Below are 24,954 nucleotides of genomic sequence, written 5' to 3'. Positions count from 1 at the left end.
CGCGTTAACGCGGCCGGACGATGATCTCGGGTATGTGGGCGTCCACGGTGGTTTCTAGAGAGGTGAGCACAAGTTTTGCCACGGAAGCAGGGGCGATAAACGCAGATCCGTTGTAAACGCCACTCTCTTGTTCGACGATGCTTCGTTGCATCCCTGTGTCGATCCTTCCCGGAAACACGGATGTAACACAAATCATAGGCTCTTCAAGGCGAAGTGCGTCACACCAGGCCCGTGCAGCGAATTTACTAGCGGAATAAGCCCCCCACTGTGGGTTCGTCCGCATTCCCGCTCCCGAGTTTATGTACACAACATGGCCGGAAGCAGATCGTAGCTGCGGCAGCAAGGCCGCGGTGAGCTCCACCGGGGTATGGAGATTGACGGACATATGCAGTTCCCAGTCGGAACGCTTAACGGTAGAGACTCTGCCTAGGGAAGCGACACCGGCGCAGTGGATGAGAGCGTCGATAGGGCCGATCTGGGTCAGCTCCGAGACGGCACCTGCGGGGAGATCTTGTGCAAAATCTGCCTGCCCCACCAGTGCACATTGGGGTGGTTGATGGCGGCGGGGGCAGTGCGATAGTGGGTGTAGACGGTCCAGCCGTGTTCCAGGAGTAATTGGGCAACGCTTAACCCCACGCCCTGGCTGGCTCCTGTGACTACTGCGCAGCGACTCATGACGTACCTTCCTTGCCGTGTGTGATGTCGTGCGTTCGAGGCTACTTTGAAGACTTGCTCGTTGCCGGAATCATCAACACGGGCACGCTCACGTAGGGGAGGATCTCCGTTGCTTGAGACCCGATGAACACCCGCTCAAAAGCACCAAGAGGGGTGGAGCCAAAGCACAGAAGATCGCCTTTTTTCCATTTCACTGCGTCTATAGCTCCCTGCCATCCGGCACCAGAAGCAATGTGCGTCTCTACGTTGACCTCGGGTTGTTCCTTGTGCACGGTATCTCTGGCTCGATCCAGTACCGCAAGGGTGTTTTCCCGCCACTCAAGGGCGATGTCTCGCGGCAACTCCACGGAGTCTGAGATAGGCGGAACCCCAAAATCGCTAGGGGAAAGAGCAAGAACGCGCAACGGTACATTCCATGCAGCGGCAAGGGCCGCGGCGCGGATGAGCGCTTGACTATCGGTGTCGTCGCCGGTGTAGGCAAAGTTGACCCTGGTGACGCCGCGCTTGGAAAGGCTGGGTTTACGTGGCGTAAGCGCCAGCGGGTTAGGGGAGGAGTGCAGCAATGCGTCGGCGGTCGATCCAGCGAGGAAACGACCTTTAGGGGCTGCAGCGTCAGAACCCAATATGACTATGTCTGCGCGGAAGTCTGCGGCAACATCGGAGAGAAGTGCCGCCTCGTTGGTTCCGTCACAGAAGACGGAGACGGTTGAGTTCCAATGTTCTTGGGAGATATCCGCGCGGATAAGGTCCCGCTTTACGGCTTCTTCGCAGGCAGCGGCTTCTTTTTTGAACCACTTTTTGTATTTCGTTCCGAGTTTTTTGCCCGTGCGAGAGGGCCAGGGCCGGAGGAAAGTGGTCACGCAGCGGACTTCCACGCTGGTGGTTCGGGAAAACCATGCGGCACAATCAAGGGCCGCTGAGCCTGTGGAATTAGGGGTCCATGCGACGAGGACGCGGACTGGGTCGTGCGCGAAGCCTGTGGGGGAGGACTTCTTAGAACTATCTGACTTCTTTGCCATCGACTCAAAACTCTACCGCAGCATGAGAGATTCGCTGAGCGCGTGAGCGGGAAAGCGAATCTTCCTACGCAAGATGTTGGGATTAGTCCTTTTCGTTTTCCAACATGGATGACGTGTACGTGGTGGAGAGCTTGTTGATAACGTCCGCAACCTTGTCCATCTGGGCGTATTCCTCGGGCGGCAAAGTGGCGAGCATATCTGCCAGGTACTTTGTGCGCTCTTCTCCCACGCGCAGCAATTCAGCTTGGCCGAATTCTGTGAGCTGCACCTTGACGCCGCGGCGGTCGGACTCGTCGCGAATGCGTTCGACGATCCCGCGTTTTTCCAGGTGATGAAGCGCATTAGACGCAGTGGGCATACGGATGCCTTCAGCCTGGGCGATGTGGCTGATGCGGGCGGGGCCGGAGTTGGACAGACGCGTCATGATGGTGAGCTGAGGCTGCGTCAGGTCAGACTGCTCCGCGACCCGAAAGTACAGCACATAGAGCTGGGTCAGAGCCGGGCGGATCTTTTCTGCAAGTTCGTAAGGAGTCTGCGACGTCATAAAACGTATTCTAATTACTGAAAAATAGTTTGGTGGTAATAAGCACCAAGTACTTTGTGCAACAAACACATTGAGGCACACCCGTTGCGCAGTCAAAAGCGGCGGAATAATTACGTGCGGCAGCTTATCGACGCACGTAAGTGGCTTTTTGCTCGCGCTCGGAGGCGGATACGCGGGGTTAAGAGAAGAACACCCGTGAGGGGTGAGAAAACTGCGCTAGAATTGTGCGATGCTCGTCTTCAGAAACGAAGTATCGCATCAATGGGATCGTCGGCACAGCCTTGGATTGTGGAAACAAGGCGCGATCACCACAGATTCGCTATGCGACGCCGACTTCCTTCTCGTCGCGGCCGCACGATTTCACGGCGAACCAGCACACCGCCCCTGCCCAATTTGTGAAGACCCTGACCTTAGGACCGTCTATTGGGTTTATGGCGAGGAGCTCGGGCGGGCTTCCGGAAGTGCGCGCAGCCTTGAGGAGATAGGTGAATTTGCTGCACAAGGAAAAGAATTTACGGTCCACACTGTAGGGGTCTGCGCAGCGTGCAAATGGAACCACTTGCTGCGCTCTGTGACCGCCTCAGACGACGGTAACAAGCGCACATAAACCCCTGGTGACCTGCCCTTAAGCTCTAAGTGAACGGCGCAGTTGGGTGGGCGTCGATACGCTCTTTTAGCAACCAGTCGCGTGGAGCCGCTGGCGCTGCGTACGCGTGGGACCTAGTGATAGCGCGGAATGAGCAGTAAAGTTTGAATAACGTGACTACAAGTTTCACTGCACAAAGATAAATAACAAGGAAGCACAAGTCAGTTGGCAGATTCAGATAAGGACAAGGCATCAAGAAAGCCGAACAACGGCTCATCGGATGCCAACAAGGGCAACGCTAAAGCCAAGCGCCCCGCAGGCCGCTCTGGCCAGCCGCAAAAAAAGAAGCCTGGACGCCCCGCGGGCAAAGCCGCTGCCGGCGCGCGCACCCGCAACTCGCGCCCCAAAAAAGCCAAGCCTCAAGCTCGGCCAAAATGGGTGAAGCCCACGATCCTGACCACCATCGCGGCGCTCGTGATCGCACCATTCGTGGCTTTCGCAGCGGCCTACATAGTCACCGACGTGCCAGAGCCAAGCGAGCTGGTAACCAAACAGGTTTCTCAGATCTTTGCCTCTGACGGTGAAACCCAGCTTGCAAAAATCGTCCCACCAGACGGCAACCGCACCCAAGTGCCCATTGAACAGGTACCAGAAGTAACCCGCCACGCTGTCTTAGCGGCAGAAGACCGCGAGTTCTACACCAACTCAGGCTTCTCCTTCACCGGTTTCGGGCGCGCTATCATCGGCCAACTCACCGGCAATCCATCAGCCGGTGGCGGATCCACCATCACCCAGCAATACGTGAAGAACATGGTGGTGGGTAACGATTACTCCTATATGCGCAAAGTAAAGGAGCTCGTCTACTCCGTCAAAATGGCTAATGAATGGAGCAAAGACGAAGTCCTCAGCGCTTACCTCAACACCATCTACTTTGGACGCAACGCCTACGGCATCGACTCTGCGGCACGCGCCTACTTTGGGATCCCTGCTTCCGATCTCAACGTTGCGCAATCTGCAGTACTCGCTGCGGCCATCCAGCGCCCAAGTCAACTTGACCCCTGGACCAACCGCGGAGAATCTGAACTGCGCTGGAATTACGTCCTCGACGGCATGGTGAGCTCTGGCTGGCTCGACCCCCATGAGCGCGCCGGGCTGGTCTATCCGGACACCATCGACCCCGCTCTCAACCAGGCATACACCGAGGCTGACGGCACAAACGGTCTGATCAAGAACCAGGTTATGGCGGAACTGACAAGCCTGGGAATCACGGAAGATGAGGTCCAAACGCTGGGCCTACGCATCACCACCACCATTGACCAAAAGGCTCAGCAGGCCACCGTCGATGCGGTCAAGAAGAACCTGGCGGACGAGCAGGCAAAGACTCGCGTGGCCGCCGTGAGCGTCGAGCCAAGCACCGGCGCGGTGCGCGCTTACTACGGCGGAGAAGACGCTGGTGGATATGACTACGCCAACGCTCCGCTGCAAACCGGTTCGACCTTTAAAATCTTTGGGCTCGCAGCAGCGCTGCAACAAGGAATTCCAACGTCTGCGTATTACAGCTCAGATCCCTTCACTCTGCCTGGCGGCATCACCGTGAAAAACGTTGATCAGGGCTGTGGTAGCTGCACCATTAAGGAAGCCCTGAAGAAGTCCTACAACACTAGCTTCCTTCGTCTACAGGGAGATCTGAAAAACGGTAGCCAGGACACCGCCGATATGGCCCACGCGTTGGGCGTAGCGCGTTCGCTGCCGGGGATTGAAAAGACCCTGACCGAGAACGGAAACCAGCCCTATGAGGGCGTCATTCTGGGTCAGTACCAGTCGCGCCCTCTGGACATGGCGCACGCGATGGCCACCTTGGCTAACTACGGTGTCTGGCACAAAGAATACTTTGTGGAGAAAATCGAGACCGTCGACGGCAAAGTCTTGTATCAGCACGAAAAGTCCGACGGCGAACGCCGCGTCTCCGAAAAAGTGGCGACCAACGTCCTTGACGCCATGGCACCGATCGCAGCGTGGTCCAACGGCAATAGTCTCGCAGGGGGACGTCCTTCTGCTGCCAAGACGGGTACCACACAGCTCGGGGATACCGGCTCCAACAAAGACGCATGGATGCTCGGTGCCACCCCACAGCTGGCGACGGCAGTGTGGGCTGGAACCTCTGACAACTCCCCGCTGCTTAACTCGTGGGGCGGTCTGATGTACGGCTCGAACCTCCCGGCAGAGCTGTGGAAAGACATCGAAGATAACTCTCTCCAAGGCAAGAGCGTGGAGAAGTTCAAGGCCGCAGAATCCATCGGTTGGGCTAGCGGCAAGTACACCTACGCGCCGCCGCCTGTGGCCACTACGCGCCGCAATGAGCCTAAACCAGAAGAAGCCCCGACCCCTGACGGACAAGCCCCTGGGGCCCCAGCAGTGCCGGGAGCTCCTGACGGACAACCTCCTGCAGCGCCAGGTGGTGGCGGAGGTCTTCTCCCTGATCTCCTGCTTCCGCTGCTTGGTGGCTAAGCTCGGCTAGGTCTTGCTAAGTCCTGTGAGTAATGCGCAGAATTAACTCTCCATCGCAAAGTTCTGCACCACGAGTGCAGATCGCGGTGGAGAGTTGTTGTATGCGAGCAGGCCTTGCACGTACGACGGTGTGCGTCGATAATGCACTACCGTTGGGAGATAAAAACACGATTATTTGTATAGATACGCGTGACACAGGCCGCGCTCTATGCAGGACATTCTTTCCGAAGGGAATCCACACCAGCGATGACTAAGGAGCGAAGAGGCGCTAGACGAGGTGCCCTAACACTTGGTAACCCTCACTCTCGGGTTTCCCCTGGCCGCAGCGAACCCATCGCGCGTAGTTTTACGGAGTTTCTGGGCGGACCTTTGGGGAGATTTTCCCAGGTAGGGACACAACGCTGGTGGACACCCCTGCGCCTGCTCGTGACCGTCGCCCTGAGCTTTCTCAGTCTCGCGTACATGGCAAAGGCCAACTGTCTCCACGGAAACGAGGTCGCCGGCACAGCCCAGCTGGATTGGTCCGGTAACAAACAGTATGTTTCCGCTTGCTACACGGATATTATTCCGCTCTACAGCGGGCGTGGATTAGACCAACCGGGCTTCCCTTATTCGTATTCCTGGCAGGAAAATGGCGTTACTAGATACATGGAATATCCCGTGTTGACGGGAATCTTCCAATGGATCATGGCAACGATCACTCGGCTGGGGTATCCGGCCATTCATGCGCTGTTCCCTAGTGTCCCTGAGGTCTCTTTCTACTTCACCATTACTGCGCTGACTATGGCAGTGCTGTGGGCAGCGGTGGTGGCGATGCTCGCGGAGCTGGCGGGAAATCGCGTGTGGGATGTGGTGCTGGTTGCTGCGTCGCCCCTTGTTGTTGTTCATGCTTTTACTAACTGGGACATTCTCGCGATCGCTGCGGCTATAGGGGCGCTCGTAGCTTTTCGACGCCACCATCTGGTGACCACAGGCATATTGATCGGCGTGGGCACCTCCTTCAAACTGTGGCCGGCTTTCCTGCTCGGCGCATTGTTGATCGTGGCGCTGCGGAGCAAAAAACTACGAGCTTGGTGTGTCCTTGTTGCGGGAGCACTGGCCACGTGGCTGGTTATTAACGTCCCCGTGATGCTTGCTTATCCCAACGCCTGGGGTGAGTTCCTGCGGCTTAACTCTCAGCGCGGGTGGGAATGGACCACCATTTATGCTGTGCTTTCTCGGGAATTGGGATGGTCTGGCCTGGATCCTGCGGGGAAGACCCCGACAGACCTCAACATGGTGACTCTGCTGTTGTTCATTGCGGCGTGCGTGGGCATTGCCGTTTTAGGGTTATGCGTGCGTAGGCGACCCAGGGTTGCAGAACTTGTTTTTCTTATCGTTGCGGCGTTCCTCTTGATTAATAAGGTGTGGAGTCCGCAGTATTCGTTGTGGCTGGTTCCGCTCGCGGTCCTTGCGCTGCCTTATTGGCGGTTGATTTTTGCTTGGGGGCTTATCGACGCCGCCACCTGGACCATCCTCATGTGGCACCTTCTTGGAGCTGAGAACAAGGGGGCTCCGGCGGGGTTACTCGATCTTTTCATTCTTGGTCGAGATGGTTTGATTCTTATTATCGTGGCATTGGTGATTCGCCAGATGCTCGGAAAATCGGTGGATAAGGTGAGTCGCGATCACGACGGGTGCGACCCGCTGGCGCTGGCTGGACCTTTTGGGTGCCAAGACAGGTGGGCATTGAGTCCAAAGCACCCCCAACCCGACAAGACAATTGAGCGAGAGGCGATGAAGAGCTGATGTCTACTGCCATCATGATTGCCACCATGTCGAGTGTGTTCCTCGGCTTTGCGTTCTTTACCGGCGCTTTTGCCAGTTATTCCTATGGAAAACCCGGAAAATTGACCTGGTCGCTTTTTGCTATCGCGGTTCTCCTCATCACTGTTATTCCCGTGGTTCTTGCGATCTCGGTGGCTGTGTAAGTCGCTGTGCGCAACGACTAGATTGTGGCGGGCTCATCGCGGCGGGTTCTGCGTAACGAGTCCAAAGAGGCTACGCTGTGACGGTTGGCTTAAGCACTGAGATGTGCTTGCTAATGACAGGCTCGTTGTGCCCAGCAATTATTTTCTGTTCACGTTTCCCTTTGAGCGATGGCCTCGGCCACAAAACTGCTGAAAAGAATCGACTTTTGGTAGTTGGTGGGGTATCTTTGAACGGTTGCTGACGCAACGACCCTCCTGCTACATCCAACCGGGGTGTGGCCGAACTTTAAAAATACAAGACCATAGGAGGTGATGAGGTCCGTGCGTCACTACGAAGTCATGATCATTCTGGATCCTTCCCAGGATGAACGCACTGTTGCCCCGTCCCTGGACAAGTTCCTCGAGATCGTCCGCAAAGAAAACGGCACCGTGGAAAAGGTTGATATCTGGGGTAAGCGCCGTCTGGCCTACCCGATCGCCAAGAAGGAAGAGGGCATCTACGCTGTTCTCAACCTCAACTGCGAGTCTGCAACCGTTCTGGAGCTCGACCGCGTGTTGAACCTGAACGATGGCGTTCTCCGCACCAAGGTTCTGCGTGGCGATAAGTAATCCGGTTGGCGGCTGTTAGTCGCTAAGCAGATTATTCTTCGCGCAGAAAGTTTCATCTAGCGCAAGCGAATCCCGCTTTCCACAGAAGAACACCAAAACGTCACACATATTTTATGGCGCTGACGTTGTAAAGAAAGGCTGACAATGGCTCAAGGAGACGTCAACATTACGGTCGTTGGCAACTTAGTTGCTGACCCGGAACTTCGCTTCACCCCAGCTGGTGCGGCGGTTGCCAATTTCCGTATCGCCTCGACTCCACGTCGGTATGACTCTCAGTCAAACCAGTGGGTAGATGGCGAGGCCTTGTTCCTGCAATGCAACGTGTGGCGCCAGGCCGCAGAGAACGTCGCAGAGTCCTTGACTAAGGGCATGCGCGTGATTGTTACCGGGCGCTTGCGCCAGCGCTCTTACGAGACTCGTGAGGGTGAAAAGCGCACCGTTATGGAGCTTGAGGTCGACGAGGTCGGCCCATCCTTGCGGTACGCGTCGGCAAGCATGAACCGTAACCCTCGTGAGGGCGGTAACGGCGGAAATTATGGTGGCGGCAACTTCGGTGGAAACTCAGGCGGTGGCTTTGGTGGCAACGGCGGATCCCAAGGTGGATTCGGCGGTGGCCAACAGAGCAGCCAAAACTCCGCACCGGCTAATGACCCGTGGAGCAGCGCCCCGCCAGCAGGTGGATTCGGCGGTGCTGACGCTGAGCCGCCATTCTAACGGCCAGTTCAACACCACGTATCAACTTTAATCACACTTCACCGAGCCGCTTCGGTCTCCTGAGATCGGGACTCGGTTAGTACCACGAAAGGCAGGGATCATGAAGCTGATCCTCACCGCTGCCGTTGAAAACCTCGGTGTCCCTGGTGACATCGTTGAGGTTAAGGACGGCTACGGACGTAACCTTCTGCTTCCTCGCGGCCTGGCCATCGTAGCCACCCGCGGCGCAGAGAAGCAGATTGAGGGCATCAAGCGTGCCCAGGAAGCTCGCGCTATTCGCGATCTGGACCATGCACGTGAGGTCAAAGCACAGCTCGAGGCACTTGAGGGTGTCACCGTAGCAGTGAAGACCTCTGAGAAGGGTAAGCTCTTCGGTTCTGTTTCCGCCGAGGATATTGCCGCTGCCGTTAAAAAGGCTGGCGGTCCGAACCTGGACAAGCGTTCCATCGAGCTGTCGAAGCGACTGGTTAAGTCCATCGGCAAGTTCTCTGTGAACGTCAAGCTGCACTCCGACATCGCAGCAACGGTTAACTTCGAGGTCGTCGCCGCCTAACAAGCGCGCCTGACGACGGCTAGCTCTGACTAGCCCAACGACAACAGCAACCTGCGGTCCCCGCTTCATCCACATGGATGGGACGGGGCCCGCAGGCTTTTTCAAGATTCCACAGGTAGCAGAGATGCTGCCAGTGATGGCCTTTGGGGATATTTATCCGACCTTAAAAGCGCTGCGTGAGACTTGCATAATGCGTGAAATTACCCCCGCTTGTCGGAGCTGTTGAGAGCTGTGAAAAACATTCACAGCAAATTGCCAGCTCAGGGCAATAATGCTGCTTTATATGCTGTGGATAACCCATGTCAAATATGCAGGTTAAGGGAGTTATGCACCGGATTTATTTTTGTTATGTAAACCATTAACAACAGTAAAAAGGTATTTTGAGCTGCTAGTTTTTAAAAATTCTTCACCATGAGGTCAAAGTTATCCACAATTTGTCCACAAGGTCTGTGGATAACTGAGCAGTGATTCTTTTCTCTAGTCACAGAGGTTGTGAATAACCCTGTGGATAACTCGGTGATGATGCTGCATATTTCACCATGTGCGGGGGTAGTGGGAATAGGGCCGGAAGTGAAAACCTGAGAGGTGACTTTCTATGAGAAGAATCAAGGGCCAAGCAGAGGAGAAGCAGCATAGGTAAAAAGGGACTATGGGAATTGCTAAGGAAGACCACAACGACCCAGGCAAACATGATGTGCCACGCGATAAGGCGCTGGAGCCTGGGCTAGCCTTCGCGGAGAAGCACCATACGATAAGCGGAAATAGACACCGCTCTACCCCGCTTGAGGACTATGCGTTGCTCTCCGATCTGCAGACCGGACCGCTGGTCTCTTGCGACGGCAGCGTGGACTGGTTGTGTCTACCCAGATTCGATTCCCCTTCAGTTTTTGCGGCATTGTTGGGGACCCCAGACGACGGGCGCTGGAAGCTGTTTATGCGCCATGGCGTGGTCACGTCGCGTTCCTATATCCCGGACACCTTTATCCTGGAAACCCTGTGGGAGACCCCGACGGGGAAAGCTCGGGTACTCGACTATCTGCCGCCGTCGACAGTGCAAGCTGATCTGATCCGCAGCGTGGAATGCTTGGAAGGCGAAGTGACGGTTTCCCACGATCTCCGCGTGCGTTTTAGCTATGCCCGTGCTTTGCCATGGTTCAGGCAAATCACCATCCCCGAGACCGAGGATCCCGCGCTGCTTTGTGTTGCGGGCCCCGATGGGCTTCTTATCGCCGGCCCGTTGCTTTATGACACCACTGAGCCGGATGAGGACCACGATCATTCCGGGCAGGGTTCTGTGGCGCCTCGTCTGGTCGGAGATTTTGCTCTGAAAGCGGGAGAAAAACTCGATTGGTCTATGACCTGGTTCCCCTCGTGGCAGGAAACACCAGTGCCGGTTAAGGCCGATACGGCTTTTGACGTGACCAAGGAATTCTGGCAGCACTGGATTGGGCATCTCGACGTAGGCGATACGCGGAGTGATCTCGTGCGTCGTTCGCTTTTAGTTTTGCGTGCGCTCACCCACTCAGATACCGGTGGCATCGTGGCAGCCCCTACTGCGTCGCTTCCCGAGGACTTTGGTGGGGAGCGCAACTGGGATTACCGCTATACCTGGCTGCGCGATGCCGCGCTGACCGTCGAGGTGATGGTCGCGCATGGGTTTGTAGAAGGCGCGATGAATTGGCGAGATTGGCTGCTAAGAGCGGTCGCGGGCGACGTAGAAAATCTGCAGATTATGTATGGCCTGGGCGGAGAACGTGAGCTAGAGGAACGTGAACTCGACCACCTGGCGGGTTATGAGAACTCGCGTCCGGTACGCATCGGTAACGGAGCGGCAGGGCAATATCAGGCGGACGTGGTGGGCGAGGTAATGCTTGCGCTCGCCAAGCTACGCGACGCCGGTTATCCCGAGGATGAGTTTTCTTGGGGGCTGCAAAAGAAACTACTGGATTATACGATCACGAATATTCACCAGAAGGACCACGGCATCTGGGAGATGCGCGGGGACCTGCATTACTTCACGCATGGTCGGGTCATGATGTGGGCCGCCTTTAACGAGGGGATTCGGGCAGTAGAAGAATACGGGCTAGACGGCGACGCAGACGTGTGGCGCTATCACCGCGACAGTCTGCGGGACGAGTTGCTGCTGCGTGGCTATAACGAGGAGCTGAGATCCTTTACCCAGGCCTATGAGAACACGCACGTGGATGCGTCTTTGCTGCAGATCCCGCACACTGGTTTCTTGGCTGCTGATGACCCACGCATGCTGGGCACAGTTGCCCAGATTGAGAAACAGCTGGTCGATTCCAATGGGCTGGTGTACCGCTACCGCACCGACGGCGGAATTGATGGTCTTTCCGGCCATGAGTATCCGTTCCTTATCTGTACGTTCTGGCTGATTGAGCAGTACGCCATGTCTGGCCGGATAGAAGAAGCTCAGCAACGCCTGGATAGCGTGGCTGCATATGCCAATGATCTAGGGTTGCTCAGTGAGGAATATGATCCGCAGGCGCAGAGACTGGCTGGAAACTTCCCGCAAGCCTTTTCCCATCTTGGGCTTATCCGCGCTGTTGATGCCATAGAGCGGCATAAGAAGGGCAGGGGTGACTAAGAGCTGATGTACTTGGGGGTAGAGTAGGTGAGCGTCGTGTCTATGCGCGCGATGATGAAAACGAGCAGGGAAATAGGTGATATGACTCCATGACCTCGGGAATCTCGCCAAGTTTTGATGATGATGCCTACGTTCCTCCCAGTGACGAGGATGCCCCAAGCGACGTAGGGGTCTATGCGCCGCGTATGCCGGATGGAGAGGGGCGATCCTATTCCCTTCGGCGTCGAGAGGCTGCTCCCACGAGCGAGTTCCGCCAGCCTCCGCATGATGTGGAGGCTGAGCAAGGCGTTCTGGGGGCCATGCTGCTGAGCCCTCAGACGGTGATAGAAATTGTGGAGGTTTTAACTCCAGAAGATTTTTATCGCCCGGCGCATCAGTTGATTTACTCTGCGATGATCGATTTGTTCTCCGACAACAAAGAGATCGACCCGGTTATCGTCGCCGCGCGCCTTGATCGTAACAACGATCTGGAGCGAGTGGGCGGGGCACCGTACCTGCATACCCTGATCTCTTCTGTCCCCACTGCTGCTAACGCCCGCTATTACGCGGAAATCGTTGCGGAGAAAGCCTTATTGCGCCAGCTTGTCGACGCCGGGACGCGCGTCGTACAGCTTGGCTATGAAGGTACTGAGGGCGCTGAGATCGAGTCTGTGATTGACCTTGCGCAACAAGAGGTTTTCAAGGTCAATCAGAAAGGCAGCGCTGAGGATTACACGGTGCTGGGGGACATCATTGGTCCCACGATGGAAGAGCTGGATGATATTTCAGCCCACGGTGGCTTAGCCATGGGCGTTCCCACCGGATTCATTGACCTGGATAACCTCACCAACGGTCTGCATGGCGGCCAGATGATCATTGTTGCGGCTCGACCTGGTGTGGGTAAATCCACGCTGGCGTTGGACTTTGTGCGCTCTTGTGCGATTAAGAATGAAAAAGCCGCGGTGATTTTTTCCCTAGAAATGTCAAAATCCGAGATCGCTATGCGCTTGATCTCTGCGGAAGCGGAGGTCCGGCTCTCCGACATGCGTTCGGGCAAGCTTGACGACGCCGCCTGGTCTAAATTGGCAATTCGCGTCGGCCAGATTGAGCAGGCACCTATCTTTATCGACGACTCCGCCAACCTCACCATGATGGAGATTCGCTCGAAGGCGCGAAAGCTGAAGCAGAAATACGATCTACAGATGATCGTGGTGGACTACCTGCAGCTCATGAGCTCTGGCCGTCGGGTAGAGTCGCGCCAGCAAGAGGTCTCGGAGTTCTCCCGTCAACTAAAGCTATTGGCTAAAGAACTCGACGTCCCTCTGATCGCTATCTCCCAGCTCAACCGTGGCCCTGAGTCGCGTACCGACAAACGTCCCCAGCTCGCGGACCTCCGTGAGTCGGGCTCCCTGGAGCAGGATGCCGACATGGTTATGCTTCTCTATCGCCCAGACTCGCAGGACAAGGAAAACGAGCGCGCCGGAGAAGCCGACATTATCCTGGCCAAGCACCGTGGCGGGCCGATTGATACCGTGCAGGTAGCCCACCAGCTGCACTACTCACGGTTTGTTGATATGGCCCGCGGTTAACTCGCTCTTTTATGTAAGCGCCTTACCCTTTTGCTCCGGCAGTAAGAGGGTGGCGGCAGCTGCGATGGCAAAAGCAGCGCCGAAAAGAACGAAGAGTGCCATGGTGCCACCGATAGCTACGATGGGCGGCACGATGAGGGGGGCGATGATAGAGGCGATGCGGCCAAAGCCAGCGGCAGCCCCGGTACCAGCGCCCCTCATACGAGACGGGTACAGCTCGGGCCCGATGGCGTAGAGAGCGCCCCAAGCGCCAAGGTTGAAGAAGGACAAGCAGCATCCCGCCATGATGATCATGGTCTCTGTGCTCGATACGCTGTAGAACCCCGCGGCGCACGCAGAACCAATAAGAAAGAGCACCAGCGTAGAGCGACGGCCCCACTTTTCGATCAACCATGCGGACACGGCATATCCCGGAAGCTGAGCTAGTGTGATGATCAGCGTGAACTCAAAGGACTTGACCAGCGGAAAACCGCTAGAGACAAGCAGCGATGGGATCCAGATAAAGGCGCCGTAGTAAGAGAGGTTGATGCAGAACCAAATAATCCACAACGCAACGGTGCGCTTCCGGTACATACCGGAAAAGATGCCCTGGTTTTCTCCCGCGTCGTCTTCCCTATCAGCGTGGGGGAGTTCCTTCAGCTGAGCTAGATCGCAGCCATCTTTTTCGGCGCTTTGTTCAAAAGAACGCACAACCTGCTCGGCTTCGTCGTGACGCCCCTTAGCCTCAAGGAAGCGAACCGATTCAGGCAGCCCTAGGCGCACATAAATAGCGTAAAGCGCAGGGACGCAACCCAATGCTAAGGCCCAACGCCAGCCGTTGGAGGAACCGCTAATGACAAAGGCGCCGATGCACGCCGCAGCAATCCACCCCAGTGCCCAAAAAGCTTCGAGCGCCACAACCATGCGGCCCCGGATAACCCGTGGGGAGAACTCGGAAATCAGCGTGGACGCTACAGGTAGCTCTGCGCCAAGCCCGAGCCCGACGATAAAGCGGAACGCGATCAGCACGCCCAGGCTCATGGATAGCGCCGAAGCGCCAGTAGCAAGCCCATAGATCAGCAACGTGATAGCAAAAATATGCCGACGACCGAAGCGGTCTGCCAGCAAACCACCAAAAGTAGCGCCGATCGCCATTCCGATGAATCCTGCCGATGCCAGCCATGATGTTTGCGTATGGTTCAAGCCCCAGTGTGAAACGAGGGCCGCCATAATAAACGAGATGAGCCCCACGTCCATTGCATCAAGGGCCCAGCCAACGCCGGACCCCCATAGCAACCGGCGATGTTTTGGAGTGAACGGAAGCCGATCAAGTCTGTCGTTTCTAGTCAGACGATCTGCAGAGACGGAAGCTGAGCTGGGCATAGGTGTGTTCTCCAGGCGCACGAAGAAAAGAGGGGTATCCACTTTTGCGAGAAAAGGATGATCGCTGCACCCAAGAGGTATGCAGCGGTCACTTTATTTCCCAACAACACCACAGTGTGAGAAGCGATACAAGTTTTATAAGGAAAGCGCGCTAGAGATTTTTGCCACTTTTCCTAGAGCTTATTGTGTCTTTCACAAAGATAAATACGTAAACACTACTAAAATGGCGCTTTTTAGGCTGACGAACGGAGGGTTCTTTACATGGGCTTTTGTTAAAAACCACTGTTGATCAGCGCAAAGGACTGAGTGCTGGTTTATCTATGGAAGATCTTTATGGGTGAACAGCCAGCCCAAGCCGGTAAGCGCCAGAATGCCGGCACCAGCGCCGATGAGCCAGGGGATAAAGCCGTGTCCATGTGGTGAGGATCCGTGGGGGAACTTTGATTCAAAGGGGGGCTTCGGTGCTGGGCACCACGACGGCGCTTGCCTGCGCGGAGCGATACTTAAGCTTGACTGGTTTTGTGCCGTTTGTATCTAGTGCATCAAAGGACGCTTTAAAGACCAGCCCCTCTCCGTCTATGCCGTTACGGAAGCGTTCAAATGTAAAGTCTTGGCCGGGGTTGTGCTGAGTTAGCTCAAGATAGCGTACTAATCGATCTCCGTCATCTAACCAGTCGCGAGTAACGGGAAGGCCGTCTTTGTCCTTGAGGATTACCTCGATGAGGTAGTAGTACTTTCCATTTTCTTTTCCTTTCTTGACCACGCGGGAAGAGGAGTTGTTCTCATCGGCAACCCGAATATCTCTGGGGAGATTGCAAAGGACTCCTGTGTCGGCTGCGGGCTGAGCACTGACGCCTTGGGTGACGGGAATGCAGTTGCCGTCTAGGTGTTCTGCCTCGGTGGCTTGTGCGATTCCTGTATGTACCACGGAGTAGCTGGTAGCTACGGCGGTGGCGAGTGCTAATGAGTGAAGTTTCTAGTTTCTTCAAATGCATCACAATTCCTGTCGACGAAACAATAAGTTTCACGACATATTATCTACATTAAAGAAAGCATTGCAAGGGTTAATAATTTACTTAATGCTGAAATAATAACGGCCTGTTTTTGGTAACGATTGCACGGCGTGAAACACCGTAAACATCCTTTTGAACGGCACAATCCCCGTGCGAAACAGGGATCTATCATGTGTTTCGCACGGGGATGAATATGGGCAATAACTGCGCCAGGAGTCAGCGCACGCTGCCCTGGAAGGATCGCAATCGTAGCGAGTTGCTCACCACAAATACTGAGCTAAATGCCATCGCCACTCCCGCAAACAGCGGGTTGAGGAGTCCGGCCGCGGCAACTGGAACCAGTACCACGTTGTAGGCGAATGCCCAGAACAGGTTGCCTTTGATGGTGGCAAGCGTTTTACGGGATAGCAGGATTGCGTCGACAATGGCGCGGGGATCGCCGTTCATAAGGGTGATGTCGGCGGCCTCAATGGCTACGTCGGTGCCGGTGCCCATGGCAAGGCCCAGATCTGCCTGTGCGAGGGCGGCGGCGTCGTTAATGCCATCGCCGACCATGGCCACTACCTTGCCCTGCTCCTGCAGCGTGCGAACCGTCGTCACTTTGCCTTCGGGAAGCACCCCTGCGATAACCGTCTGAATACCGAGCTGCTCTGCGACTGCGTTGGCTGCTCCCTGGTTGTCGCCCGTCAAGAGCACGGGAGTAAGCCCTAGACCTCGTAGCTTGTCGACGGCCTCCACTGCGCTTTCCTTGATCTCGTCCTGAACGGTAATAACCCCACTGGGTTTTCCATCCACAGTGACCACCACGGCAGTTCCGCCAGCGGCTTCCGCCGTCGCCACAAGATCGACGATCTCTTGGGAGCTTTGGGGGGCTACGTTGTTAAGGCGGCCCACGCTCACCTCACGTTCGACCCCTTCCTCGTCGAGGACCATTCCGTGGACTCCCGCGCCGGGCGTGCTGCTGAAACCGGAAACGGAGGGGAGGGCCGTCGCAACGGATTGGCGGGCAGCGGCTGTTATTGCCCGGGCGATGGGATGCTCTGACGCATTTTCTACGGCACCAGCAAACCGCAGAATCTCGGGGGTAGCCCAGTGCTCTACCGGAGAGACGTGCGTGACTGTCATCGTGCCTTGCGTTAGCGTTCCGGTCTTATCCAGAACGATTGTGTCCACCTTGCGTGTGGACTCTAAGACTTCTGGGCCTTTAATGAGCAGGCCGAGTTGTGCGCCCCGGCCGGTGCCTACTAGCAAGGCGGTAGGCGTGGCTAGCCCTAGCGCGCAGGGGCAGGCGATAATGAGGACTGCGACCGCTGCGCCGAAAGAATCCGCCGTGGGGTTTCCTAGCCACAGATGAACTCCCAAGGTGATCAAGGCTATGACGACGATGACGGGGACAAAAACCTGGGAGATACGATCTACGAGTTTTTGGACAGGGGCTTTGCGAGCCTGAGCGTCGGAAACGAGCCGCCCCATCTGGGCCAGAGTGGTTTCCGCGCCAATGCGTGTTGCACGCACCAATAGCCTGCCCGAGGTGTTGAGGGTGGCACCGGTCACCGCTGACCCTGGAATAACCTCCACGGGGACGGGTTCGCCGGTGAGCATCGACTCATCGACGGCAGAGTGCCCCTCCACGACTACGCCGTCCGTGGAGATTTTCTCCCCGGGGCGCACCACAAAGACATCGTTGACTGCGAGTTCCCCGATGGGTACGCGTATCTCGCGTCCGTCGCGAAGCACCGCTGCATCTTTTGCTCCCATGGAAAGCAGCTCACGCAAGGCCGCGCTGCTGTGGCCCTTTGCTCGTGTCTCAAACCAGCGTCCCAGCAGCAAGAACACGATCACAACCGCAACGGATTCCAGGTAAATCTCATCCATGCCTCCGTGTGCATGGGCCGAGAGGCTCATGTGCATCCGCATTCCGGGTTCGCCCGCGTTGCCTATAAAGAGGGCCCACACAGACCATGCATACGCTGCGCTCGTCCCGAGGGTAATGAGCGTATCCATGGTAAAAGAACCGTGTTTGAGGTTCGCTAGGGTGGCTTTATGGAAGGGGGCCCCACCCCAGAAGAAAACTGGCGACGCGAGCGCGAAGGAGAGCCACTGCCAGTTATCAAACTGTAGGGCGGGGATCATGGACATCGCGAACACGGGGATGGCTAGCACTGCGGAGTAGACGAGCCGGCTCTTAAGCTCTTCAGCGTGGTGATCGCGGGCCGCTTCAGTAGCGTCTACTGCAGCCTCGGGGGCATTATCGACGCCACCCTGCGTCTCATCGGCGAGGATAAAAGCGTCGTATCCGGCGCCACGGATGACGTCGATGAGCTGCGTCGACGTCATCTCAGCGGGGTCGAAACTCACCTGAGCCGTTTCCGTGGCAAAATTCACGCTGGCTTCCACGCCGTCCAACTTGTTGAGCTTGCGCTGCACTCGTCCTGAACAGGACGTACACGTCATGCCTGTGACACCAAGCTCGATCGTGACTGGTGCGATGGGGGTGGTGTTAGTCATTTCCGGATGCTTAACCTCGCTTCTATACCCTGATGCTTTTATCCAACGATTGGGGAGGCTGGCCTATTCCTATAAACAGTAAAACCGGCGACGTAGCGGGTGGTGAATGCTACATCGCCGGGGATACCGCAGAATTACTGCTCTTTGAGGGAGAAACCAGCTTCTTTGACCGCTGCAGCTATCTCAGCGTCGGTGAAATCTTGGCCAGTGACAATAAGGCGGCCGGTCTCAAGATCAACCTCAACGCCCTGAGTGCCTGGAACCTCGTTGACCTCCTCGGTGACGGAAGCAACACAGTGTGCGCAGGTCATGCCTTCAACAAAATAGCTCTTAGTCATTGAATATTCACCCTTATCTTTTAATAAAACGCATCTTTAGTGGCCGGCTTCAGAGGTTGCGCCACTCTTTCTACGCTACCCAAGAAGTATTGCCGCGAGTTCTGGGCTAGTAACTGTGTTGCTATTACCGCGCTTTGCTCCAACAAGACCCCACGGGAATATTGTTGAATTGATACTCGTTGGCTTTCATTAGAACACGACAAATAACCGTGAGGAGTTATTGCAATGGCAACGATTGATGTAACGGAAGACACATTCGAGCAGACAGTTACCACGGACGGGATTGTTATCGTCGATGCATGGGCATCCCGGTGTGGTCCTTGCCGCGCATTCGCGCCGACTTTTGAGAAGGCTTCCGAGAACCACACTGACGCTGTCTTTGCCAAGCTCGACACAGAGGCAAACCAGGGTCTTGCGGCTGCCTTGCAGATTCAGTCGATTCCTACGCTCATGATTTTCCGTGAGGGGATCTTGGTGTACCGCGAAGCCGGTGCGCTTCCGGCTACTGCTCTGGAAGACCTTATTGGCCAGGTCAAGGGCCTTGACATGGAGGATGTGAAGCGTCAGATTGCCGAGCAGAATAATAACGCTTAAAGGCAATAACGCGCGGTTATAGGCGCGCGTATCTCCCGCGTTATGGCATGAACGTTAAGAGCCTGATTCCGCTGTACTACCGGAATCAGGCTCTTACTTTTGTGGTTTTGAGCGTTGCTGGAAAGGCTGCTGCTGGCTGTGCTCGCTACGCGGGGAGACGCTGAAAGGCTTCCTGATCTATTAAGAGGAATCGTTAAAAAGTTCGTTTTGTTTTTGCCGCTTATATTCCAGAATCTACCTTTGGCGATCGTAGAGGCGAATGTCACTGGTTGTCGACGAAATGATCTTAAACTTACGGGAATCTAAAATTTAATCTACGTTACCTATATTTGGTATATAAATTCTTCTTTTGAAAAGTGGAAAAATGGTCGGAGATGGCGAATATTCCGTGGTTTTAGCGTTGTCGGAATTTTTAATGTAAATCCCAGATTGGGGAAAATTCTTTTGGAAAGTGTCTGTCACCTTCGCGAATATATCCGAAAAGATGCCTTTTATTGGGGGATGGGCTGATGGTTTCTGTTAGCGAATTACCGGCAGGAGCGCTGAGAATTACCTAGAATTGTGGAGTGTACCCGGCCTACAGGTCGAGGGCAGGGCTGACCGTAACGTGCCGCTAGTGGACGTCGATAAGCAAAGGTCTAGATGATCTGGCTTTCGCTGAAGGCGCACACATTTTCACAAGCGATTCTTTTACTTGAGGAACAGACTAGGAGCATTCCATGGCAAACCCATTCGCTAAAGGTTGGAAGTACTTGACTGCATCCTTGGACCAGAAGATCGATGAAAATGCCGATCCGATGGTGCAAATTAAGCAGGCTACCGATGCCGCTAAGGAGCAGCACCAGAAGATCAGTGAGCAAGCTGCCTCGGTGATTGGTAATAAAAACCAGCTGGAGATGAAGCTCAACCGCCTGCTCACGGACCAAAAGGACCTGCAGCAGAAGGCTCGCAACGCTATCGAGGTGAGCGATAATGAAGCCGATCCGTTAAAGAAGCAAGAATCGCTCAACGTTGCAGAGATCTATGCGACTCAGCTGGTGAGCGTTGAGCAGCAAATCGAGGAAACCAAAGCCCTGCACACTCAGGCGGTGTCCGCCTCCGGGCAGGCGACTCGGCAGGTCAAGGAGTCCGAGGCGCGCCTCCATGAGCAGCTTGGTCAGATCGACCAGCTGTCGAGCCAGGTCAAGCAGACCAAGATGCAAGAGGCCTCAATCAAGGCGATGGATCAGATCACCGCGCTCGATCCAGACCGCGATGTTCCATCGTTAGACCAGGTTCGGGAGAAGATCGAGCGACGCTACGCTGACGCGCTCGGTGCCCAAGAACTCATGCATAACACCATGGGAGACCGGATCCAGGAAATTGACGCTGCCGGAGCGGACATGCGTGCTTCTGCCAAGCTGGAGGAAATCCGTGCACAGCTAGACGCAGCGGCGCAGCCGGCAAAAGAGCTGAAATCTGGGGATGCCGAGCCGGAAAAGCCAGCAGAAGACGGGGCTCCTAAGGGTGAAGCCGATGAGACCTCCAAAGCTCCTAAGGAAGCAGCTTCGACGGGTGGAAAAGACGAAAAAGGCGAAAAAGAAAGCGCTAAGGGAGAAAATCCGCTGAGTAATTCTCATCGGGCGTAACTAACCTCAGGACAACCAAGGGGCTCATACTCCGGCAGAATTCCACTGCGGGGAGTATGAGCCCCTTGTTCGGTTTTGTGAGCTAATCCCGTTAGCTTTCCTTCTGGTTGTTGATTAGAAGCCCTCGTATGCCGGAGTGGAATCCGTCGCGTAGACCCACGCGTTGAGCTTCTGTGAGCGTGTACTCGTGGAGTGTTTCGCATGCGAACTGCAGCAGCGGCCGGTCGATCTCTGGGGGGAGCCCGCCTCCGGACAAGAGGTGGGCAGAATCGCGCTGTTCAGGTGTTGCAGCATTGTCGTACCACCATAGGGCGTACTGACGGCCCACGTCGTAGGGCGTCTGGTAACCAGCGGAGGACCATACCTCGTTGGGCAGAGGGACGTACCGGGAACGGAGTTTGCGCCGCGGTGCCATCATGGATGGGCTGGGGGTCGGTCGAGGCGAGGAGTCTTTGTCCTCGGACTCGGCTGCTGCTCGCCCGAGCGTTACCTCCACTGACTCCTCCACGGTGGAGGTTATCTTGATTGAGGCATTATCGCCGCCCAGATGCGCGCCGGGCTTCGGCGGCTCTGTGGTTGTGGCGTTGATGACTTCTGGTTTGTCGGTAACTTTGTCGCTAACGCCGTCTTTATCGAGGTCTTTGCCTGGCGTGTAGCTGGCATGACCTATGGGCTGGCTACGATCCTCTGGAGTCTCTGCAAGGCAGTCCTCAACGGATAGGACTGGCTCGCCGGGACGGTGCGGCAGTGCGGAGCCCATGGGGAACATTGGGGGCGCTGCAGTGTCGGTGAGATCGCTGGTCTCGGGGGTTTCCACTGGGAATCCGGGGGCCGCACTATCATCGCGAACTGCCATGGTATCCACGTGTTCGGCGCCCTCGTGCGGCAATTCGTCGGCGTGAGTGCGAACAACGGGTGGCAGAGGACCTTCGAGGATCTCCAGCTGCATGCAGTCGGTGAAGTCTTCGCGGGGGTCGAGGATGGTCGTGGAGTCGCAGCAATGGCGCAGCGCTGAGGACATGGAGTCCCAACCAAATCCGTAGAGGTGGACGCGGACGCCGGCATTAACGGCTTCTTGTACGCCTGGAATCATGTCAGCGTCGCCAGAGACGAGAACGATGTCAGTGAACTCTCGACGCGCCCCTGCAAGCACCATGTCTGCTACAAGGCGAGTATCCACGCCTTTTTGCGTACGACGCTCGCCCCACTCAATGAGCTGACCGGCGCGTAGTTGGACCCCATCGCAGGTACGTAATGCTCGCTGATAGCGGTGTGGGCCGGAATCCGGGATGCCGTCGTACCACAGCTGGCGGTGTACGGGTTGTCCTAGCTGGCTTTGGATCATGTTCCCCAGGGTTGCCACGACCTCGGGAAGATCGATTTCTAATTGGGCTCTAGCGCCGATTTCCCACGAGTTATAAAAGCTCGCGAGTAGGTATGAGGTATCGACGAAGACCTGTGTGCGCTCAAGCATGGCTCCTGTTTTATCCGTTTCATTGTTCTAAAAATTTAAAAGTCTTGTGCTTCTAGTGTGCATCATGCCCACCTAATTAGTCGATACAACTTTGCAAAAGCCAAGGTTGTCGCGGTATGGTGTGGGATTTTTCGCCCGATGTCGCTTCACGCTGTCGTTGCTTTTAAGCGTGCATGGGTTGTGGCTGCCGATGGTTCGTTATATGGTTAGTTACATGAGTAACCAACCAACTGGCATGGAGGAGGGCTGAATGGATGAAACAACGGCACCTTTGTTCAAGCAGATAGCCGTGCTCATTCAAGATTCGATTGTGGATGGCTCTCTTGCTGCGGGTGAGCGTGCGCCATCCACCAATGAACTTGCTGCGTTTCACTCCATTAATCCCGCGACCGCCCGCAAAGGGCTTGCGATTCTGGTGGAAGAGGGCGTTTTGGAGAAGCGCCGCGGCCTGGGGATGTTTGTCACGGAAGGGGCAGCTGATCTCATTCGAGCTCGGAGGCGGGATGAATTTGCGGCGGCTTTTCTGGCGCCGCTGGTGGACGAGGCCGTCAAACTCGATATTCCCAGAGCTGAACTGCACAACTTGATCGACCGAGTGGCTGAAAGCCGAGGACTCTACGCATGACTTATCAAGACACTGTTATTAAATGTGTTCAATTGAAGAAGGACTATGGCAAACATGCCGTATTTGCTGGGCTTAACTTTGAGCTGCAGGGCGAGCGCATCCATGGCCTCGTGGGAGCTAACGCTGCTGGTAAAACCACACTTTTAAGAATTATTGCGGGGCAAATTCCGCACGAGGATCTCATGGAGGTCTTTGGTGAGCCCTCCTTTGATAATCAAAAAGTCATGGACAGGACCGTCCTGGTGGGTATCGACGCACCGCTTCCTCAGTCCTGGAGTCCCCGGAAGCTGTTCGCTTTCGCCGCATGCCGTTATCCGCGATGGGATCAGAAGCGCTGTGAAGAACTCATAGAGATCTTTGAAATCCCCCTCGCTAAGCGCTATTCCTCGCTCTCTCGACGGCAAAAATCTGCCGTCGTGGGTATTGTCATGGCTTTTGCGGCACGCTGCGAATTAACGCTTCTCGACGAACCCTACCTGGGCCTTGACGTATACAAGCGCAAAGCCTTCTACCAAGAGCTGCGTCACGAGCAGGAACAACATCCGAGCACATTCATTTTGTCCACGCATCACCTCAATGAAGCTGCCGGGCTTTTCGACGAGCTTCTCATTCTGCGTAACGGTGCGATTGCAGATGGCGGAGCAGCAGACGACATCGCAGAATCCGTGGTGGAGCTCATGGGTACAACCACGGCCATTGACCTGGCTCTTAGTGAGCTCAACGTGGAAGTGATTATGCAAAAAACCGTATCTGGGGTGACAAAAGCCTTGGTGAGGGCAACGCATAACGAGGTGGCGTCGGTAAGCGAACTACATGGCGTACGTGTACAGCGCGTGACGCTAGAACAAGCTGTTTTCACGGAGGCTCATGATGCTTAAGACTCGGTTGAGGTATCTCTGGCTTGGTGAGAAAAAGCTTGACCTTCTGCTAGCTGGGCTCTTCTATATCGGTGCGATAACTGGGGCTCTCGCAGATCTTTGGAACATCGTGCTCCTTCTCCTTTTCCAAGTCGCCGGGATTATCTGGCAGCTAGCCCTGTGTCCCGTTATTGCCACCTACCAAGCGTTTGACTTGGGCGGAGCTGCATGGTGACGCGACCTACGGATAACTGCAGCTCCGGTGGCCGCCTTAAACCTCGCATTCAGCACTGTCATCTTGAGCAGGGAATCCCACTCGCTCGCTTGGACCCTTGCACTGGTGACCGTGGTGCTAGCTGCTGCAATTTTGTTATCGCCTACATCTACCTTGCGTCATTACGCAGAACGGCTATCGCAAGGACCCGAGGGCAATAGCGAGGAGGCACAAAGGTCGAGCCGGGTTTCCTCGGTGTGGATGCCTTTTATCCGATGGGTGTTTGGCATTTTTGCTCTTACCTGGGCAATTCTTTTCATCTGGCTTGGCGGGCTATGGGTCAGCTTTAGCTTCTTTTCGCTTGAAAGCACGGCGGGATTCGTAGGCCTTGTTGTCTCCGGAGTTGTCATGGTGGCTGTGGACTCATGGCAGATACGAACCGGATTCCGGGAATGGCTGGCTTTAGGGCTGCTACCTCGATTCGCATGGATACGACTTCTGGTGTGTGCGGCTCTGGCTCAGATCCTTCCTGCTGCTGTCTTCGTATGGCTATTGCAGATCGTGGCTCCCGGGGCGGTCGTGCATCCAGCTGCGCTAATTGTTGTGATCGGGTTGCTAGCTCCAGTAGCCGCCGTCATGGCTTCGCCTCTTAGCGAATGGAAAAGCACGATGCTTCTACTTTGCGTGGGCATTGGTATCGGAGCGGCGATCTACTCCCTCAACTCGACGACGATCATCGCCATAAGCCTTCTGATGGTGGGTGTCCTTCTGGCCCTGGCTTGGATCCTTATCCGACGTGCAGAGCCACAACAGGGCGCAGTGGAACGCTTTCTCGGATTAAGTAGTTAACTCTTTGTTTAAAAAACATGTTCTGAGCTGGGGATTTGTGTGTTCTGTAAGTGGTGTGTAACTTTATGTGAGTCGCCGCGACCGACAGCGCCCCTCACAGAGGCAAACACCACGAAGGTGATTGTGAATCAGTGAGTG

General features: G+C 55.7%; 19 protein-coding genes and 4 pseudogenes. 14 read left to right on the top strand and 9 right to left on the bottom strand.

Translation table 11 applies throughout. The features are described from left to right. Nucleotides 1-4: 4 nt before the first annotated feature. The 3 genes and pseudogenes from ET810_RS04235 to ET810_RS04225 form a co-directional block, all read right to left on the bottom strand. Nucleotides 5-675, bottom strand: a pseudogene (locus ET810_RS04235) (SDR family oxidoreductase). A 41-nt stretch (nt 676-716) separates the two neighbouring features. Continuing rightward, on the bottom strand, nt 717-1,694 hold the full coding sequence (locus ET810_RS04230) for a universal stress protein (protein ID WP_134316129.1): 978 nt from the start codon (nt 1,692-1,694) through the stop codon (nt 717-719). An 82-nt stretch (nt 1,695-1,776) separates the two neighbouring features. Further along, a complete protein-coding gene (locus ET810_RS04225; protein WP_087454744.1) occupies nt 1,777-2,238 on the bottom strand; it encodes a MarR family winged helix-turn-helix transcriptional regulator in 462 nt (153 codons plus the stop codon). 229 nt (nt 2,239-2,467) lie between these two features. On the opposite strand from ET810_RS04225, the gene ET810_RS04220 reads away from it, so the two are divergent. The 9 genes from ET810_RS04220 to dnaB all read left to right on the top strand — a co-directional run bounded on the left by ET810_RS04220 (nt 2,468) and on the right by dnaB (nt 13,354). After that, entirely contained in the window at nt 2,468-2,845 is a 378-nt protein-coding gene (locus ET810_RS04220) for a DUF5318 family protein (protein ID WP_087454743.1), read from the top strand. Between the two features lie 204 nt (nt 2,846-3,049). Further along, a complete protein-coding gene (locus ET810_RS04215) occupies nt 3,050-5,332 on the top strand; it encodes a transglycosylase domain-containing protein (RefSeq protein ID WP_087454742.1) in 2,283 nt (760 codons plus the stop codon). Between the two features lie 246 nt (nt 5,333-5,578). Then, nucleotides 5,579-7,120 carry a glycosyltransferase family 87 protein gene (locus tag ET810_RS04210; protein WP_087454741.1) on the top strand — a complete coding sequence of 514 codons (1,542 nt, stop codon included), beginning with the start codon at nt 5,579-5,581 and terminating at the stop codon, nt 7,118-7,120. Beyond that, a complete protein-coding gene (locus ET810_RS04205; RefSeq protein WP_087454740.1) occupies nt 7,120-7,302 on the top strand; it encodes a hypothetical protein in 183 nt (60 codons plus the stop codon). Before ET810_RS04210 ends, ET810_RS04205 begins: the two co-directional genes overlap by 1 nt. A gap of 321 nt (nt 7,303-7,623) precedes the next feature. Further along, nucleotides 7,624-7,911, top strand: coding sequence for a 30S ribosomal protein S6 (rpsF, locus tag ET810_RS04195; RefSeq protein ID WP_013242888.1), 288 nt, complete (start codon nt 7,624-7,626; stop codon nt 7,909-7,911). Nucleotides 7,912-8,055: 144 nt separating this feature from the next. Then, nucleotides 8,056-8,625, top strand: a complete 570-nt coding sequence (locus ET810_RS04190; protein WP_087454739.1) for a single-stranded DNA-binding protein — start codon at nt 8,056-8,058, stop codon at nt 8,623-8,625. Between the two features lie 100 nt (nt 8,626-8,725). Then, complete coding sequence (rplI, locus tag ET810_RS04185) at nt 8,726-9,178, top strand: 50S ribosomal protein L9 (RefSeq protein WP_013912605.1); 453 nt, start codon at nt 8,726-8,728, stop codon at nt 9,176-9,178. A 649-nt stretch (nt 9,179-9,827) separates the two neighbouring features. Further along, nucleotides 9,828-11,786 carry a glycoside hydrolase family 15 protein gene (locus ET810_RS04175; RefSeq protein ID WP_087454738.1) on the top strand — a complete coding sequence of 653 codons (1,959 nt, stop codon included), beginning with the start codon at nt 9,828-9,830 and terminating at the stop codon, nt 11,784-11,786. A gap of 89 nt (nt 11,787-11,875) precedes the next feature. Next, entirely contained in the window at nt 11,876-13,354 is a 1,479-nt protein-coding gene (dnaB, locus tag ET810_RS04170) for a replicative DNA helicase (protein ID WP_134316130.1), read from the top strand. A 9-nt stretch (nt 13,355-13,363) separates the two neighbouring features. Here dnaB and ET810_RS04165 read toward each other — a convergent pair whose 3' ends face one another. From ET810_RS04165 to ET810_RS04150, 4 genes are all read right to left on the bottom strand, one after another. After that, entirely contained in the window at nt 13,364-14,716 is a 1,353-nt protein-coding gene (locus ET810_RS04165) for an MFS transporter (RefSeq protein WP_087454736.1), read from the bottom strand. Nucleotides 14,717-15,161: 445 nt separating this feature from the next. Next, nucleotides 15,162-15,644: a hypothetical protein gene (locus ET810_RS04160; RefSeq protein WP_225870224.1), complete on the bottom strand. Its 483-nt coding sequence runs from the start codon at nt 15,642-15,644 to the stop codon at nt 15,162-15,164. A gap of 301 nt (nt 15,645-15,945) precedes the next feature. Then, nucleotides 15,946-18,237, bottom strand: coding sequence for a heavy metal translocating P-type ATPase (locus ET810_RS04155; protein ID WP_087454735.1), 2,292 nt, complete (start codon nt 18,235-18,237; stop codon nt 15,946-15,948). 134 nt (nt 18,238-18,371) lie between these two features. Continuing rightward, nucleotides 18,372-18,575: a heavy-metal-associated domain-containing protein gene (locus ET810_RS04150; RefSeq protein ID WP_087454734.1), complete on the bottom strand. Its 204-nt coding sequence runs from the start codon at nt 18,573-18,575 to the stop codon at nt 18,372-18,374. A 225-nt stretch (nt 18,576-18,800) separates the two neighbouring features. Here ET810_RS04150 and ET810_RS04145 point away from each other — a divergent pair, with 225 nt between their 5' ends. Beyond that, the gene (locus ET810_RS04145) at nt 18,801-19,169 is read left to right on the top strand and encodes a thioredoxin family protein (RefSeq protein ID WP_087454733.1); all 369 of its coding nucleotides are present in this window, start codon (nt 18,801-18,803) and stop codon (nt 19,167-19,169) included. A 719-nt stretch (nt 19,170-19,888) separates the two neighbouring features. After that, a complete protein-coding gene (locus ET810_RS04140; RefSeq protein ID WP_087454732.1) occupies nt 19,889-20,797 on the top strand; it encodes a PspA/IM30 family protein in 909 nt (302 codons plus the stop codon). A gap of 91 nt (nt 20,798-20,888) precedes the next feature. Here the strand turns inward: ET810_RS04140 and ET810_RS13290 are convergent. Then, nucleotides 20,889-21,317, bottom strand: a pseudogene (locus ET810_RS13290) (NYN domain-containing protein); the annotation flags it as partial. A gap of 377 nt (nt 21,318-21,694) precedes the next feature. After that, a pseudogene (locus ET810_RS13285) lies at nt 21,695-22,271 on the bottom strand (NYN domain-containing protein); the annotation flags it as partial. 250 nt (nt 22,272-22,521) lie between these two features. Here ET810_RS13285 and ET810_RS04130 point away from each other — a divergent pair. The 3 genes and pseudogenes from ET810_RS04130 to ET810_RS04120 all read left to right on the top strand — a co-directional run bounded on the left by ET810_RS04130 (nt 22,522) and on the right by ET810_RS04120 (nt 24,816). Next, the gene (locus ET810_RS04130; RefSeq protein WP_087454730.1) at nt 22,522-22,896 is read left to right on the top strand and encodes a GntR family transcriptional regulator; all 375 of its coding nucleotides are present in this window, start codon (nt 22,522-22,524) and stop codon (nt 22,894-22,896) included. Next, entirely contained in the window at nt 22,893-23,774 is an 882-nt protein-coding gene (locus ET810_RS04125; protein WP_087454729.1) for an AAA family ATPase, read from the top strand. The genes ET810_RS04130 and ET810_RS04125 overlap by 4 nt, the downstream gene beginning before the upstream one ends. Then, nucleotides 23,767-24,816, top strand: a pseudogene (locus ET810_RS04120) (hypothetical protein). Before ET810_RS04125 ends, ET810_RS04120 begins: the two are co-directional and overlap by 8 nt. The last annotated feature ends 138 nt before the right edge of the window (nt 24,817-24,954 follow it).

The sequence above is a fragment of the Corynebacterium silvaticum genome (genome assembly GCF_004382825.2).
GTDB lineage: Bacteria > Actinomycetota > Actinomycetes > Mycobacteriales > Mycobacteriaceae > Corynebacterium > Corynebacterium silvaticum.
Note: the sequence above shows the minus strand (reverse complement) of the source record. Positions and strands in the feature narration are given on the sequence as shown.